Genomic DNA, 15,844 nt, shown 5'->3' on the forward strand with positions numbered 1-15,844 from the left:
GAGAACGGCGGCTACCACGCGGCCAAGGACGAGCAGGGCAAGCAGGAGGCGCGGATCCGCACGCTGCAGCACCTGCTGAAGACCGCCACGGTCAGCGAGGCTCCGCAGAGCAGCGGCGTCGTGGAACCGGGGACCGTCGTGACGGCGATCGTCGCCGGCGGCGAGGAGGTCTTCCTTCTGGGCAACCGCGAGATCGCTGTCGACTCCGAGCTCGACGTCTACAGCGAGGCCTCGCCGCTCGGTGCGGCGATCCTCGGACTCAAAGAGGGCGAGAAGACGGCGTACACGGCTCCCAACGGGCGTGAGATCGCCGTCGAGGTCGTCAAGGTCGAGACCTACTCGGGTCAGTGAGCGCGCGCTGAGTCAGTCCGGCACGACGGTGGGGGCGAACTCGGCTTCGCGCAGCACTTCGATGACGTGAGCGCGATGCTCCTCCCCCCGCGTTTCGACGCTCAGCTGCAGGATCACCTCGCTGATCTGCAGACCGTGGCCGTGCCGGGTGTGCATCACCTCGGTGACGTTGGCCCCGGCACGGGCGAGGAGCTCGGATACCCGAGCGAGCTGGCCGGGACGGTCCGGCAGCGGGATGCGCAGAGTCATGTAACGACCGGATGCCGCAAGACCATGGGACACGACGCGCTGAAGCAGCAGCGGGTCGATGTTGCCCCCCGACAGCACGGAGACAGTCGGACCCGACGGCGCCACCTTGCCGGCCAGGATCGCGGCGACCCCGACGGCGCCGGCAGGCTCCACCACCTGCTTGGCGCGCTCGAGGAGCATGAGCAGCGCGCGGGCGATGTCGTCGTCCGTGACCGTCACGACTTCGTCGACGAGTTCGGAGATGATCTCGAACGGGATGTTGCCGGGACGCGCGACGGCGATTCCGTCCGCGATGGTCGGAAGAGTCGGCACCTCGATCGGGTGTCCGGCGGCCAGCGATGACGGGTAGGCCGCCGAGTTCTCCGCCTGCACGCCGACGACCCGTACGGTGCGGCCGACGGCCGCCGCCCGTGCCTTGACCGCCGCCGCGACCCCGGCGATCAGACCGCCGCCCCCGATGCCCAGCAGCACGGTGTCCATCTCGGGCACGGCATCGAAGAGCTCGAGCCCGAGGGTGCCCTGACCGATGATGATGTCGCGGTGATCGAACGGGTGGATCAGAACCGCTCCGGTGCGCTCGGCGAACTCAGCGGCGAGCTTCAGCGGAGTCTCGACGGTCGCACCCTCGAGGACGACGTCGGCGCCGTAGCCCCGGGTGGCGAGCAGCTTGGGCACGGGAACGCCCAGCGGCATGAAGATGGTCGCCGAGATGCCGAGCGCCTGCGCGGCCAGCGCCACGCCCTGAGCATGATTGCCGGCGGATGCCGCCACCACACCGCGCCTGCGCTCCTCCGCCGTCAGCCGTGACAGGCGGTAGGTGGCGCCGCGGATCTTGAAGGATCCGGTGCGCTGCAGGTTCTCCAGTTTCAGGTGCACCGGGACGCCGAGCAGCTCCGACAGGTGCTGCGACTCGTCGACCGGCGTGTGGGTGATGACGCCGTCGAGCAGGGCGGCGGCGTCCTCGAACTCCGCCAGGGTGGGAATGCTCACGCGCGCACCCTCCTCGGGCGGGGAACGGTCGTCCAGATGTAGTCGTTCGCCCGTCTTCGGCTGCCGGGTTCCCACGCCCGATCGCCGATGTACACCGCGACGACATTGACGAAGGCTGCCAGCGGCACGGCGAACAGAGCGCCGGGGATCCCCGCGATCATCGCACCACCGGCTACGACGAGCACCACGGCGAGGGGGTGAACCTTGACGGCCGATCCCATCAGCAGGGGCTGCAGGACGTGCCCCTCGATCTGCTGCACACCCAGCACGACCACGAGCATCCACAGCGCGATCCACGGGCCGTTGTAGACGAGCGCCAGGAACACGGCCAGCGCGCCGGTGAAGACCGCTCCGACGATCGGAACGAATGCTCCCAGGAACACCAGGACGGCCACGGGAATGGCCAGCGGCACCCCGAGGAAGAAGGCGCCGAGGCCGATGCCGATCGCGTCGATCGTGGCCACGAGAAGCTGCGTGCGCGCGTAGCTGACGACCATGACCCAGCCGGCGCGTGCCGCGCCGTCCACCGCGGGCCGGGCCTTGACCGGGAACAGTCGGGTCGTCCACCGCCAGATGCCTCCGCCGTCGGCCAGGAGGCACAGCAGGATGAAGAGCGACAACAGGGCCCCGACGGCGACGTGACCCAGCGTGCTGCCCAGGGCCAGAGCGCCGGACCAGAGCATAGACGCCTGCTCCTGGATGAGGTTGAGCCCCTGCGCCAGCAGATCGTCGATCTGGGCCGCGGTCAGGTGCAGCGGCCCGTCGATCAGGTACTCGCGGAACTGCTCGACCGCATCGACGGTGCTCGCCTGAACCGACCGCCATTGCCTCGCCACCTGCCAGATCACCAGCCACAGCAGTCCGGCGACGATCGCGAGCGTTCCGATGACCGAGATGGCGATGGCCGCCCAGCGCGGCACGCGGTGCCGCAGCATCCAGGTGAAGACAGGCCACAGAAGTGCCGTGATGAGGATCGAGACCAGAAGCGGGATGACCAGGAGCTTGAGCTGGATGACCAGCCAGATCGCCACACCGATCGCCGCGGCGACCACGAGGAAGCGCCAAGAGTAGGCGGTCGCGACCCGAAGACCGCGCGGGACCGTGCCGGAGAACTCGGAGGTGACCACCCTGCTGCGGTCGCGCAGAGCGTCGAAGAGCGAGCCGCGGGGCTTGTCTTCAGGCTCGCTCATCAGGCCAGTCTATGGGCCCCGTGCGGAGGCGAACCGGGTCGGGACGCCGTCAGCGCGCGTGTCGGGCCCCGCGGCTAGGCTTGCCGCCGTGAAGGAGTCCCTGAGCCTCGACGAAGCACGGCGGATCGCCCTTGCGGCGCAGGGATTCGCACAGCCGGGGCCCGCCCGAGCCGGCACGCGACAGCTCAAATCGGCGCTGGGGCGAATGGGCACGCTGCAGATCGACTCCGTCAACGTGTTCGCGCGATCGCACTACATGCCGCTGTTCTCGCGCCTTGGACCGTACGACACCGCCGCACTGGACCGACTCGTGTTCGCGGGGCGCCCCGCCTACGTGGAGTACTGGGCGCACGTCGCGGCGTTCATCCCCGCGACCGACTGGGGCCTGTTCCGATTCCGGATGGAGGACATGCGGGCGAAGTACGGCACGGATCCCGGCGGCTGGTTCCAGACTCATCGCGAGATCGTCGACTGGGTGCGTGCCGAACTCGCCGACCGCGGTCCCCTCCGACCGGCCCAGATGGAGCACGACGCGAAGGAGGCCGCCCGCGGCCCGTGGTGGGACTGGGACGTCGTGAAGCACGCGCTCGAATTCCTCTGGCTGTTCGGAGAGGTGGCGATCGCGGGCAGGCGCGGTTTCGAACGTCGATACGGGCTCGCCGAGCACGTTCTGCCCGCCGATGCGCTGGAGGCTCCGGTGCCGCGTGACACCGCCATCCGCGAACTCGTCGCGCGCGCGGCGAAGGCGAACGGCGTGGGGACGGCCTCCGATCTGGCCGACTATTGGCGCCTCAGGGATCGGCGCGCTGTTCTCGCCGCGATCGGGGATCTGCAGGACTCGGGAGTGCTCCGTCCGGTCACGGTGGACGGCTGGACGTCGGCGGGTCGCCCGGCCAAGGCCTGGGTCCATCGCGACGCCGTGCTTCCCCGACGGGTCGACGCCGCGGCGATCCTCACCCCGTTCGACCCTGTGGTCTGGTTCCGGGAACGCGCCGAGCGGCTGTTCGGGTTCGAATACCGGATCGAGATCTACACCCCCGCACCTCGGCGGCGGTTCGGGTACTACTCCCTGCCGGTCCTGATCGGCGACGAGATCGTGGGGCGCGTCGACCTGAAGGCCGATCGCGCATCCTCAACGCTCCTGGTGCAGTCGGCGTGGTGGGAGCACGGGCGACCCGCGGATGCCGCGACACGCCTGGCCGACGAGCTTCGCGCCGCGGCGCGCTGGCAGGGGTTGGAGTCGATCTCGGTCTCGCGCTGGGGGGATGCCACCGACGACCTGTCGCGCGCGCTCCCGGGGGCGCTCCGGCATGAGAGGTCGCACGTGGAGGCGGTCGCACTGGCCCCGGACGAACCCGCGATCGAACAACCGGCTGGCGTTAGCGTAGAAGCGTGAAGCGTGGAGCTGTCGTCGGCATCGCCGCCGGCGCTGCGGCCGCGCTGATCATCGGCGGGAGTCTCGTCTGGTGGCTCCTGAATCGAGCGCCCAGCGCCGAGGACGCGGCCCGCAGTTACCTGAATGCGCTCGCGGCCGGTGACTTCGAAGCGATCGAGGCCATGCGCGCGACCAGACTGGATGCCGAGGCGGAGCGGATTCTCGCAGAATCGTTCCGCGGAGCCGAGTCCTTCGTCGCGGATCCGCGCATCGAGGAGATCCGGTCCGCGCAGGACACGACGAGTGTGCGCGCATCGGCGGAGATCGCCGGCGACCGGCACGACATCGTCTTCGTCCTCGCAGAAGACGGCGCCGGCTGGACATTGACCGGCGACTACCTCGCCTCGCTGGAGGCGTCCGCGGTACTGTCAGCAACCGGAGAGCTCATCGGCGATTCGGTCTGGGTGAGTGGCGCACTTGCGCCGGCGGGAAGCGACCTCGCGCTGCTGCCCGCCGAGTACCGGCTCGAGGCAGCGCCCCGCGGACTGCTGAGCGGGACGAACTCGGTGGCTCTGAGCAACGACGAGCCCTCCACTGTGGTTCTGGAGGCGTCGATCACTCCCGAAGCCGGCACGATGGCCCAGGAGCAGATCGACGCCTACGCCGCGGCGTGCGCGCAGCCTGCCGCGGCCGTCCCCGCGGATTGCGGACTGCGTGTGCCGTGGGCGGCTGACCTCGCATCCCTGACGTCCGTGGCGTTCCGCATCGACAAGAGCCCCGCCCTCGTCCTCTCCCCCGACCTGCGCTCATTCGCGGCCACGGACGGCGCGGTCGTGGCGACGGCGACCGGTACGACGCGGCAGGGCAGTACGGGGAGCTTCACGTACCGCGCGGACGACTGGGCCCTGCGCGGCTCGGTGTCGTTCGCCGGCGATGAGATGCTGCTTGCGGTCGACTGAGCGGCGGCGTCGAAGAACCGCCGACTCACGATCCCGGGATGCCGGTGACCTCCAGTCCGAGCCACGCCGCCAGTGCGCGGATCTCGTCGTGAACCGCATCGGCGACCTGCGGCTCGAAGGGCTCGTCCTCGTGGATCGCGGCCACCCGCAGCAGCCCGGCCTTGCGGTCCGCCGCGGCATCCAGCTTTCCGATCAGCCGATCGCCGTACAGGATCGGCAGCGCGAAGTAGCCCCAACGCCGCTGAGCCACGGGCTTGTACATCTCGACGATGTACTCGTACCCGAACAGGTCCTGCGCTCGAGCGCGATCGAAGACGAGGCGGTCGAACGGCGACAGGAGCGCGGCGCGCGGCTCGAACGGCTCGGACTGCTCGAGCAGGGTCGCCTCGACGCGCCAGACGCCGTCGGTGTCATCCACCGTCGCCTCCTCCCCGATCTCGCCGACACCGAGGGGCTCGACGGGCTGATCCACAGCTCGGGGACGCGCGATCCCCAGGTAGCCGAGTCGACGCTCGGCACGCCGGTGTGCTGAGTCTTCCGCGCTGAGCGAATCGGCATTGGACGGATACACCCGCTCCGCGACATCCCACACTCGCTCCCTGCCTGTGCGTGCCGACACCGCGACCTCGCCGCGCATTGCGAGGAAGTCGAGCATCTGGCTGACATTGCGGTTGTTCGTCCAGCCCGTCGAGGTCCACGAAACCTGGCTCGTGTCGGGGATCTCACCTGTGCGCAGGGGTCCATCGGCGAGGAGCCGGGCGAGCACGTCGCGGCGGAAGCGGTCGTTCGCGGTGAGCCATTCGCGGTGCCGGACCCACGGCGGCCACGCGCGCATCAGCGGCCGATACAGGGGCAGATCGGCCATGGGACGGTAGAAACCGGCCCATTCGAAGATCGCACGGTCCTCCTCCACCGCCCGGGTGAGATCAGCCGACTCGTACGGCCGCCCGATCCTGCTCCACAGGATGTGGTCGGCGCTGGGCGCGACCGCCGCGGTCGGATCGATGTTGACGATGGCGAGCGCGTCGACCGCCTCGACGATGCCCGCGGACCGCCGGCCGGTCAGGATCTGGGCTCGCACGGCGATTCGCCGCGCATCCTGGCGACTCAGCCGATGGACCATGGTGCGATGCTACGGGCCACCCCGACGGTGATCGCTGCGGACGTCACCCGCTAGAACGCTCCGCCCATGGTCTTCAACCGCTCGATGCGGTCCGGGATCGACGGGTGGGTGGCGAACATCCGGGCCAGACCGTTCGGCCGCAGGGGATCGGCGATCCACAGGTGAGCCATCGACGTGTTCGCCTTCCGGAGCGGGCGGCCGTACTCGCCCAGCTTGCCCAGCGCCGACGCGAGTCCGTCGGGATCGCGCGTGGTCATCGCACTCGTGGCGTCGGCGAGGTACTCCCGCTGGCGCGAGATCGCCGCCTGCACGGCACCCGCGAGCAGCGGGGCGATGAGGGCGGCGACGACGCCGAAGATCAGGAAGATCAGCTGGGCCGGGCCACTGCCGCCGCGCCGGGCGCCGCCGAAGAACGCGAACCGCAGGAACAGATCGGCGAGGATGCCGACCGCCACCACGAGCCCGAAGACGACGAGCGACACACGGATGTCGTAGTTGCGGATGTGCCCCAGCTCATGCCCCAGGACGCCATCGAGCTCGCGGTCGGTCATGACCTCGAACAGGCCGGTCGTGACGGTGATCGATGCCTCCTCGGGCTTGCGGCCTGTGGCGAAGGCGTTCGGCGACGGATCCTCCACGACGTAGAGCTTCGGCATGGGCGTTCCCGTCGCGATGCACAGGTTCTCGACCAGCCGGTAGAACCGCGGGGCGTCGGCGCGGCCCACCTCGACGGCACCCGACATCGCGAGGGCCTCGCGATCAGCGAAGAAGTACTGGAACGTGGCGTACCCCGCGGCGAACACGAGGATGAAGGCGGTGATCCACCAGTTGTTGCCCGCGAGCCAGCCTGCCAGCAACCCGATCGCGCCGAGGAACAGCACGAACACGACGAGGATGAACCACGTGTTGCGCTTGTTGCGCGCGATGGCGCTGTACACGGGCTAGGTCAGAATTGCACCCGAGGCGGCTCGGAGATCGCGGCGCCGTCCACGACCTCGAAGAACTCCCGCTCGGTGAAGCCGAGGTTGCGCGCGAACAGGTTGTTGGGGAAGACCTTGATCTTCGTGTTCAGCTCTCGCACGCCACCGTTGTAGAAGCGGCGGGACGCCTGGATCTTGTCCTCGGTGTCGACGATGGACTGCTGCAGCTGAAGGAAGTTCTGACTCGCCTGGAGCTGCGGATATGCCTCGGCGACCGCGAAGAGCGACTTGAGCGCTTGCTGCATGTGCCCTTCCGCCACCCCCGCCTCGGCGGGCCCGGCAGCGGTCAGCGTCTCGGCTCTGGCTCTCGTGACGTTCTCGAAGACGGCCTTCTCATGGGCCGCGTACCCCTTCACCGCCTCGATGAGGTTCGGCAGTAGGTCAGCTCGCCGCTTGAGCTGAACGGTGATGTCGCTCCACGCCTCGTCGACGCGCACGTTGAGCGCGACGAGCGAGTTGTACGTCGCCCACAGGTAGATGCCGACGATGACGACGAGCGCCACGACGATGAGTACCGGGATCAGCCATTCCCACATGACGCGTGACTCCGTTCGAGGTTTGAGTTCATACTAACCGCGGGCACGTTCGCCGATGAGAGCCGTCTCACGACTCCCAGCCCTTACTCACCGAGCACGCGATCGAGGTACCGATTGCGGAACATGCGATCCGGGTCGAGGCGGTCGCGAAGGGCGATGAAGTCGTCGAACCGGGGATACCGGACGCGCAGGTCGGCGGCATCCAGGAAGTGGATCTTGCCCCAGTGCGGGCGCCCGTCGAAACCGAGCATGATCTGCTCGACCGCCTCGAAGTATTCGGTGGGGTCCTCGCGCCAGTACCGGTGCACGGCGATGTATCCCGATGCCCGGCCATGAGCCGTGGACAGCCACAGATCGTCCTCTGCGGCGAACCGCACCTCCAGGGGGAACGCGATGCGCCACCCGCACTCGGCGATGAGATTTCGTACGGCATCGAAGGCCGGTCGCACATTTTCGGCGGGCAGTGCAAACTCCATCTCGCGGAACCGCACCGATCGCCCGGTGGCGAATATGCGGTGGGAAGCATCTGTCAGCGCACGGGGCCCCCAGAGCGTCACCGAGAGACGGTTGATCGCGGGCGCCGTCGCCGGCACCGCCCACGCCACGCTGCACGCGGCCTCGTGTGCGGCGCTGCCGATCACGACGTCGTCGACCCACCGGCGAACCGGCTGCGCCGGGGTGCGGACGGCGCTCTCCGGCAGGCGCGTGTTCGTCTTGGTGATCGCCCGGTCGGTGTGCGGGAACCAGTAGAACTCGAAGTGATCCGCTGCGTGCACACGCGCCTCGAGCGATGCGAGGACCGCAGCGAGGTCCTCGGGTCCGTCTTCGGCCTGCAGCACGAACGCCGGCACGCACTGCAGCGTGACCTCGACGAGGATGCCGAGCGCCCCGAGCCCGAGCGCGACGGCCGGAAGCAGCTCGGTGTTCTGGTCCTCGTCGACGACGAGGAGCTCGCCGTCCGCGGTGACCAGCGTCACCCCCGTCACCTGCGTCGCGATGCCGCCGAAGCGCGCGCCGGTGCCGTGGGTGCCGGTCGAGATGGCGCCGGAGATCGACTGGCGGTCGATGTCGCCGAGGTTCGGCATCGCCAGGCCATAGGGGGCCAGCAGCCCGGGGATCCGGTGCAGCCGCGTTCCCGCGCGGAGGGTCACACGGAACCGCTCGCGGTCGGCCGACACCAGCCCCGTGAGGTCGCTCAGATCCAGGAGGACCCCCGGAGCGACGGCGATCCCCGAGAAGCTGTGCCCCGCTCCCACCGCCTTCACCTGCATGCCGTGCGCTGCCGCGGCTCGCACAGCGCGCTGCACTGCCGCCGTCGAGTCCGGCGCCTCGACGCGCTGAGGACGCACCCTGGCCGTCCGGCCCCAGTTCTGCCACGTGCCGCCCGGACGGGTCACAGGAAGCTCTTCCCCTCGCCGCGATAGGTGAGCGCTTCGCCCACCCGCCGGTCCCCGTCGACCAGGTGGTACCGATCGACGCGCTCGGCGAGCTCGCCGCTCTTGGCATGCCGGAACCAGACCCGATCCCCCACCTGCAGCGACCGCGCCGATTCGCCCTGGACCGGCGTCTGCACCTCGCCGGCACCTTCGCGGGGAAGCGTCTGCAGCCCGGGGGGCCAGACGGGCAGCGGCTGGCGCGAGGCGAGCGGCGGACCTGACGCGATCCACCCCCCGCCGAGCACCGTGGCGACGTCGGGAAGCGGCTTGCGGACGACCTCGAGTGCGAAGGCGGCGGCCGGCGCCGGCGCGAAGGCTCGATAGCCGTCGAAGAGATGTCCGGCGAACAGCCCGCTGCCGGCGGTCAGCTCGGTCACGGCGAGGTCGGATGCCGTCAGCTCGAGCGACCCCGTCCCGCCGCCGTTGACGAACTCGAGCCGGGCGATGTCGCGCAGCTCGCCGACGATCGCGGCACGCCGATCGAGCAGCTCCTGAGCCGACCGGCGCTGCATCCAGCGGATGACCCTGTCGCCGGAGCCGGCGGCATCCGCCTGACCAGCGATCTGCGCCTCGTACATGAGAAGCCCGACCAGGCGGAATCCCGGCCGATCGGCGATGGCCCGCGCCAGGCGGGCGACCTCGCCGGGCTCGTGCACGGGCGAGCGGCGGACACCGATGTGGCCCAGGCCAGGTGCGCGCCATGAGGCGTCCGCATCGATCGCGACCCGGATCGTCGCACGCCGGGCGGGCGGGGCGACGGCGTCGACGATGTCGAGCTGGGCCAGGTCGTCCACCATGAGCGTCACCCGCTCGGAGGCGCTCTCATCGGCGGCGAGCGCGGCGAGCGCGGCGCGGTCGACGCTCGGGTAGCCCACCACGACGTCCTCATGGGTCTCGGCGAGCCACAGCGCCTCGGGAAGCGTGAACGCCAGGATCCCCGCATATCCCGGCAATGCCAGCGTCGCATCGATGACCTCGCGCACGCGGACGGACTTGCTCGCCACCCGGATCGGCACTCCCGCGGACCGCACGAGCATGTCCAGTGCGTTGTAGCGCAGAGCCGGGATGCTCAGTGCTGCGACCGGCCCGGATGCCCCGGCGACCGCGTCGCCCGTCGCGCTCCAGTATCCGGCCGGGTCGGTCCAGTCAGTCGCGGAGCTCTCTCCGGCGAGGAGGTCGATCGTCATCGCGTCGGGCTCTCCGGCGGGTGGACACACATGCCGAACAGCCTACGACGCGGGCAGCGCCCGCCACCGCGCATCGTAGTGGCCGACGGACGGCGCTCGAAGCCGGTACCCCCGGTGGGATTCGAACCCACACTGAAGCGATTTTAAGTCGCCTGCCTCTGCCGGTTGGGCTACGGGGGCGCACGCGATGAGCGGACGCCTCCACGGTACCGGTCAGCCCCGGGCGGACACCTTCTGCGGCACCTCCGGCGCGATCGCGACCTTCGCCGGCGCAGCCTCGACGGGCTGCGGCGGGCGCGGACGCGCGGCGAACTCCTCGAACACGTAGCGCGGGTCCTGAACCGCCTGCAGGTTCACCAGGTCACGCCCGAGCCACAGGTTGTTCCACCAGCCCCACACGACGCGGAACTTGCGCTCCCACGAGGGCATGGCCAGGCCGTGGTATCCGCGGTGCGCGACCCACGCGACGAACCCCTTGAGGGCGATGTTGCCGGATTGGAAGACGCCGTTGTACAGGCCGAGCCCGGCGACGGCACCGAGGTTCTTGTGGTAGTACTCGTGAGGCAGCTCACCGCGCAGCACCGCGACCAGGTTCTTCGCGAGCAGCTTGGCCTGGCGGACCGCGTGCTGGGCGTTCGGCACGCAGTAGCCGCCGACCCCGCCGCCGGACAGGTCGGGAACCGCCGACACGTCGCCTGCAGCCCATGCGCCCTCGACGATCTCGTCCTCCGAGCCGACGCGCAGATCCGCGCGGGTGCGGATACGGCCGCGCTCCTCCACGGGCAGGTCGCCACCGCGGACGACAGTCGGGTTGGCCATCACGCCGGCGGTCCAGATGATCAGGTCGCTCGGAATCACCTCGCCCGTGGACAGCTCCACGTTGCCGCCGACCGCACCGGTCACCTGGGTGTCGAGGTGCACGTACGCCGCGCGCTTGGCGAGATCCTTGAGCACCCACTCGCTCGTCTTGAGCGACACCTCGGGCATGATGCGGCTCATCGCCTCGATCAGGTGGAAGTGCGTGTCGTCGAATGTGATCTCGGGGTAGCGGCCGACCAGAGCGGAAGCGAACGACCGCAGCTCGGCGAAGACCTCGATGCCCGCGAAACCGCCGCCGATCACGACGACCGTCAGCAGGCGGTCGCGCTCGGGACCGGGAGGCAGCGTCGATGCCTTGTCGAAGTTGGACATCAGGCGGTCGCGGATCGCGACGGCCTCCTCGATCGTCTTCAATCCGATCGCGTTGTCGGCGATGCCGGGGATCGGGAACGTGCGCGACACGGCACCGGCGGTGACCACGATCTGGTCGTACTCCAGCTCGTACGGGTCGCCCGCGATCGGGGTGATCGTCGCGACCTTGTTCGCGTGGTTGATGCCGGTGACCTTGGCCGCGACCACCTTGGTGCGCTTGAGGTGGCGGCGCAGCGCGACGACGGAGTGACGCGCCTCGATCGAACCGGCCGCGACCTCGGGCAGGAACGGCTGGTAGGTCATGTACGAGAGCGGGTCGACGATCGTGACCTCGGCCTCCCGCTTGCGGAGGTGCTTCTCGAGCTTCCAGGCCGTGTAGAAGCCCGCGTAGCCGCCACCGACGATGAGAATCTTGGGCACGGTGTTGGTCACGGTGGGGAGAACTCCTGGGGTGTCAGCGGCTCGGCGTCCTGGACGCCAATCGGATTCGTCGGACAGCTGCGATGACGCCGAGCGCCACCAGTATAGCGGTGGCAGATGCGCCCATCAGCGGGAGCGTGCCGTAGAGCAGCGTCTCGACGGACGGGAGGAGCGGCGAGGCCACCCTGCCGGCGGCGTCCGCCGGAGGCAGCGGTGCGACCTCCTCGGGGTCGACGGTCGGAGCCGGCTCGGGGTCGGTCTGGGCCCTCCGGTAGACGCGGATCCAGTCCTCGAGGCTCCCCATCGGGTTCGTCGACACCGACGGGACGGTTGCCGAGACGGCGGCCGCGGCATCCACCAAGCCGTACCCGTACAGCAGGTCGGGATCGTCCGGATCGGGGGGCTCCGTCGCCGACGGCCACGGCCGCGCCGTCCGGATGATGCGATTGATCACGTTCGCGGCGTCCAGATCCGGATGCGCAGCGCGGACCAGTGCGGCGACGCCCGCGACGATCGGAGCTGCGCCGCTCGTGCCGTTCCACAGCACGAGCCTGCCGTCCGCCGAGACACCCACGAGGTCTTCGCTCGGCGCGGAGACGCCGATGGTGATCCCCTGCGTCGACGCCTCGAGGCTCGCCCTCCCCTGCGGGTCCACTCCGGCGACGGTGAGGACGCCCGGGATCGTGGCGGGGGCGCCGACCCGCGATGTGCCGGCACCTCTGTTGCCGGCAGCGACCACGATCACGACGTCGTTCTCGAACGCATAGAGGAACGCGGAGTCCCAGCTCTCGTCCCAATCGGGGCTGTTGGTGGTCAGCGACAGATTGATCACATCTGCGCCGTTGTCGACCGACCAGCGGATGGCCTCGGCGATCTGCTCGCTGAACGGGACCTTCGTGGACGAGCCGAAGCCCACCGAGACGGCGAGGAGCTCGGCCTCGGGCGCGACGCCGATCATGCCGGTGCCGGGACCGGTGCCCCGTGCCGCGGCCAGCGAGGCGACCCAGCTGCCGTGGTTGGCGTCGACCGCACCGACCGGAGTCCGCCCGTCTGACGAACCGACGCCGGAGACGTCGGTGCCGCCGACGACGGCGCCCTCGAACTCCACCGGGCCGCGTCCGACGCCCGTGTCGATGATCGCGATCCGCACTCCCGCGCCGCGCGTCGTGGTCCAGGCGGACTCGATGCCGTACTCGTCCAGCCAGTACTCCGCCGCCCGGACCGGATCGGCGTTGGCGGGGGCGGGCACGGACGCCGCGGCGGGCAGAGATGCGGGGGCCCGCACGGCCGCCGGGGCCGGCACGGCCGCCGCGCCGGTCAGGAGCACCGTCGCGAGAACCGTCGCGGACACCGCGATGGCGCGGCTCCTCATCCGCCCGCTCCGGGTTCGGCGCACACGCAGCGCTCCGGCGACCACGACGAGAGCGCGAGCGCGCGGTCGCCGATCGGATTGACTCCGGGGCCGGCCGCGAGCGAGTGCGCGGCCAGGGCGTGCAGGCACTTGACGCGCGTCGGCATCCCTCCGGCCGAGATGCCGTCGATCTCGTCGACATCGCCGTACCCGCCGCGGTCGCGCAGGTAGGCCTCGTGCGCTCGTCGGTATGCCGCTGCCAGATCGGGGTCGGCGGCGAGCTCGTCGCTCAGCGTCCGCATGACCTGTGTCGCCTCGAGCCCCGACATCGCGGCCGTGGCCGCCGGGTGGGTGAGGTAGTAGAACGTGGGGAACGGCGTCCCGTCCGCCAGTCGGGGAGCCGTGGAGACCACCGTGGGATTGCCGCAGACGCAGCGCGCCGAGATGCCCACGACGTCACGGGCCGGACGGCCGAGCTGCGAGCGCAGCACGACCAGATCGGCCTCGCTGACTGGCGGGAACGGCGGTGTGGTCACGCCGCCAGGGTACCGCCATGGGGCTGAGCCGGGGCTGGGCCCGGCAACTCGCAGCCTTCGGGCTACGGAGCCTCCGAGGGGGACTCGGACGGTACCGTGTCGGGCACTCCGATCACCGGCGCCTTGACGGTCTGCGCCATGCCGGCCACCGCGACCGAGCGCACGAATTGGGACATCCAGTCGGTGCGCGTCTGCTCGACCTGGTCGCTCACGGTCGCCTGCTCCTGCGGTACGAGCGCAGGGGGCAGGTCGTTCTCCACGAGGTACACGACCTCGCCCGGCCGGACGTAGTAGAGCCGCTCGCGGGCCTGCGTCGTGATGTACGCCGGATCCGTCCATCGGTCGCGCTGCGCCTCGAGGTCTGCCACGTCGTCCCTGCTCACCTCCACAGACGCCTGCAGGGCTGCGATCTGCTGGCGCTGATCGACGTACGTGCCGATCGTCGGCACCAGGACGAACGCCGCGAGCACGACGAGTCCGAGCATGATGACCATGAAGCCCGACAGACGGATGCCGCCCAGCCAGCCGCGCACGTCGACGGGTCGCCGAGCTGGACGTCGTTCCGGACGCTTCCGCGGCGGCCGGCCGGAGTCCCGGGAAACGCCGGAAGGGGGAGCCATCGTGTCGTCCACGGCTCCCCCTCCCCTGCGTCTGCTGTCGCTATCCCTCGTACCGGGGGAAGGCCGACCGGCCGGCGAACTCCGCCGCATCGCCCAGCTCTTCTTCGATGCGCAGAAGCTGATTGTATTTCGCGACCCGCTCGCTTCGGGCGGGCGCGCCGCTCTTGATCTGACCCGAGTTCACCGCGACGACGAGATCGGCGATCGTGGTGTCCTCCGTCTCGCCCGAGCGGTGCGAGAACATCGTGGTGTAGCCGGCGCGGTGGGCCATGTCGACGGCATCCAAAGTCTCGGACAGCGTGCCGATCTGGTTCACCTTCACCAGCAGCGAGTTCGCGACGCCTCGCTTGATGCCGTCCGCCAGGCGGGTCGGGTTGGTGACGAAAAGGTCATCGCCGACGAGCTGGATCTTCGAACCGAGCTTGTCGGTGAGATGCTTCCAGGCGTCCCAGTCATCCTCGGCGAGTGCGTCCTCGATGGTGACGATCGGGTACGCGTCGGCCAGTTCCACGTAGTAGTCGGTGAGCGCCTCGGCCGTCCAGTCCTTGCCCTCGAAGACGTACGCGCCGTTCTTGAAGAACTCGGTCGCCGCGACATCCATGCCCAGGGCGATCTCGGTGCCGGGAGTGAAGCCGGCCTTCTCGATCGCCGTGATGAGGAAGTCGAGCCCTTCGCGGTTGCTGGGCAGGTCCGGTGCGAAGCCGCCCTCATCGCCGAGTCCGGTCGCGTATCCCGCCTTCAGCAGCTCGCCCTTGAGGACGTGGTAGGTCTCCGTCCCCCAGCGCAGCGCCTCCGCGAAACTGGATGCGCCGATGGGGGCGAGGAAGAACTCCTGCATGTCGATGCCGTTGTCGGCGTGCGACCCGCCGTTGATGACGTTGAACAGCGGCACCGGGAGGATGTGGGCGTTCGGGCCGCCGAGGTAGCGGAACAGCGGAAGGTCGGCGGAGTCGGCCGCCGCCTTGGCGACCGCGAGGCTCACCCCGAGGATGGCGTTCGCACCTACGCGGCCCTTGTTCTCGGTGCCGTCGACCTCGATCAGAATCTCGTCGATCACGCGCTGCTCGCTCGCCTCGACGCCCTCCAGTGCAGGTCCGAGCTCGTCGATGACGGCGGCGACGGCCTTGAGCACGCCCTTGCCGCTGTAGCGGGTCTTGTCGCCGTCACGCAGCTCGTATGCCTCGAAGGCGCCGGTGGACGCGCCGGAGGGGACGGCCGCCCGCTGGACGATTCCGTCGTCGAGGAGGACCTCCACTTCGACGGTCGGGTTTCCGCGCGAATCCAAGATCTCGCGCGCGTTGACAGCCTCGATTAGTGCCACAGAGGACTCCTTGTGTGGTGGAGGGTGGG

The 15,844-nt window shown here is 69.8% G+C and carries 15 protein-coding genes and 1 tRNA gene; 3 read left to right on the forward strand and 13 right to left on the reverse strand.

Annotated features, from left to right (window positions below):
• On the forward strand, positions 1–351 hold a 351-nt coding region (locus VFX99_RS12465), incomplete at its 5' end, for a GreA/GreB family elongation factor (RefSeq protein ID WP_329666613.1).
• A gap of 12 nt (positions 352–363) precedes the next feature.
• On the opposite strand, the gene ilvA is transcribed toward VFX99_RS12465, so the two are convergent.
• Positions 364–1,590 (reverse strand): threonine ammonia-lyase, encoded by a 1,227-nt coding sequence (ilvA, locus tag VFX99_RS12470; protein ID WP_329666614.1) that lies wholly within the window; start codon positions 1,588–1,590, stop codon positions 364–366.
• Positions 1,587–2,780, reverse strand: coding sequence for an AI-2E family transporter (locus VFX99_RS12475; RefSeq protein ID WP_329666615.1), 1,194 nt, complete (start codon positions 2,778–2,780; stop codon positions 1,587–1,589). The genes ilvA and VFX99_RS12475 overlap by 4 nt, the downstream gene beginning before the upstream one ends.
• An 88-nt stretch (positions 2,781–2,868) precedes the next feature.
• Here VFX99_RS12475 and VFX99_RS12480 point away from each other — a divergent pair, with 88 nt between their 5' ends.
• Both VFX99_RS12480 and VFX99_RS12485 read left to right on the forward strand, forming a co-directional pair.
• Complete coding sequence (locus tag VFX99_RS12480) at positions 2,869–4,176, forward strand: winged helix-turn-helix domain-containing protein (protein WP_329666616.1); 1,308 nt, start codon at positions 2,869–2,871, stop codon at positions 4,174–4,176.
• Positions 4,173–5,114 carry a hypothetical protein gene (locus tag VFX99_RS12485; RefSeq protein ID WP_329666617.1) on the forward strand — a complete coding sequence of 314 codons (942 nt, stop codon included), beginning with the start codon at positions 4,173–4,175 and terminating at the stop codon, positions 5,112–5,114. Before VFX99_RS12480 ends, VFX99_RS12485 begins: the two co-directional genes overlap by 4 nt.
• Before the next feature lie 25 nt (positions 5,115–5,139).
• On the opposite strand, the gene VFX99_RS12490 is transcribed toward VFX99_RS12485, so the two are convergent.
• The 11 genes from VFX99_RS12490 to eno form a co-directional block, all read right to left on the reverse strand.
• Positions 5,140–6,237, reverse strand: coding sequence for a DNA glycosylase AlkZ-like family protein (locus VFX99_RS12490; protein ID WP_329666618.1), 1,098 nt, complete (start codon positions 6,235–6,237; stop codon positions 5,140–5,142).
• Between the two features lie 50 nt (positions 6,238–6,287).
• Positions 6,288–7,175, reverse strand: coding sequence for a M48 family metalloprotease (locus tag VFX99_RS12495; RefSeq protein WP_329666619.1), 888 nt, complete (start codon positions 7,173–7,175; stop codon positions 6,288–6,290).
• Positions 7,176–7,183: 8 nt separating this feature from the next.
• Positions 7,184–7,753 carry a LemA family protein gene (locus VFX99_RS12500; protein WP_329666620.1) on the reverse strand — a complete coding sequence of 190 codons (570 nt, stop codon included), beginning with the start codon at positions 7,751–7,753 and terminating at the stop codon, positions 7,184–7,186.
• A gap of 83 nt (positions 7,754–7,836) precedes the next feature.
• Positions 7,837–9,150, reverse strand: coding sequence for a D-arabinono-1,4-lactone oxidase (locus VFX99_RS12505; RefSeq protein ID WP_329666621.1), 1,314 nt, complete (start codon positions 9,148–9,150; stop codon positions 7,837–7,839).
• Positions 9,147–10,376, reverse strand: a complete 1,230-nt coding sequence (locus VFX99_RS12510) for an amino acid deaminase/aldolase (protein WP_329666622.1) — start codon at positions 10,374–10,376, stop codon at positions 9,147–9,149. Before VFX99_RS12510 ends, VFX99_RS12505 begins: the two co-directional genes overlap by 4 nt.
• A gap of 106 nt (positions 10,377–10,482) precedes the next feature.
• Positions 10,483–10,556, reverse strand: a tRNA-Leu gene (locus VFX99_RS12515).
• Between the two features lie 33 nt (positions 10,557–10,589).
• Complete coding sequence (locus VFX99_RS12520) at positions 10,590–11,987, reverse strand: NAD(P)/FAD-dependent oxidoreductase (protein ID WP_329666635.1); 1,398 nt, start codon at positions 11,985–11,987, stop codon at positions 10,590–10,592.
• A 34-nt stretch (positions 11,988–12,021) separates the two neighbouring features.
• The gene (locus VFX99_RS12525; protein ID WP_329666623.1) at positions 12,022–13,359 is read right to left on the reverse strand and encodes a S8 family serine peptidase; all 1,338 of its coding nucleotides are present in this window, start codon (positions 13,357–13,359) and stop codon (positions 12,022–12,024) included.
• Entirely contained in the window at positions 13,356–13,874 is a 519-nt protein-coding gene (locus tag VFX99_RS12530) for a DUF501 domain-containing protein (RefSeq protein ID WP_329666624.1), read from the reverse strand. Before VFX99_RS12530 ends, VFX99_RS12525 begins: the two co-directional genes overlap by 4 nt.
• Positions 13,875–13,936: 62 nt before the next feature.
• Complete coding sequence (locus VFX99_RS12535) at positions 13,937–14,506, reverse strand: septum formation initiator family protein (RefSeq protein ID WP_329666625.1); 570 nt, start codon at positions 14,504–14,506, stop codon at positions 13,937–13,939.
• A 28-nt stretch (positions 14,507–14,534) separates the two neighbouring features.
• On the reverse strand, positions 14,535–15,815 hold the full coding sequence (gene eno / locus VFX99_RS12540) for a phosphopyruvate hydratase (protein WP_329666626.1): 1,281 nt from the start codon (positions 15,813–15,815) through the stop codon (positions 14,535–14,537).
• Positions 15,816–15,844: the final 29 nt, after the last annotated feature.

Origin of the sequence: Microbacterium sp., assembly GCF_036277215.1 — a bacterium.
In the GTDB taxonomy this organism is placed as follows: Bacteria; Actinomycetota; Actinomycetes; order Actinomycetales; family Microbacteriaceae; genus Microbacterium.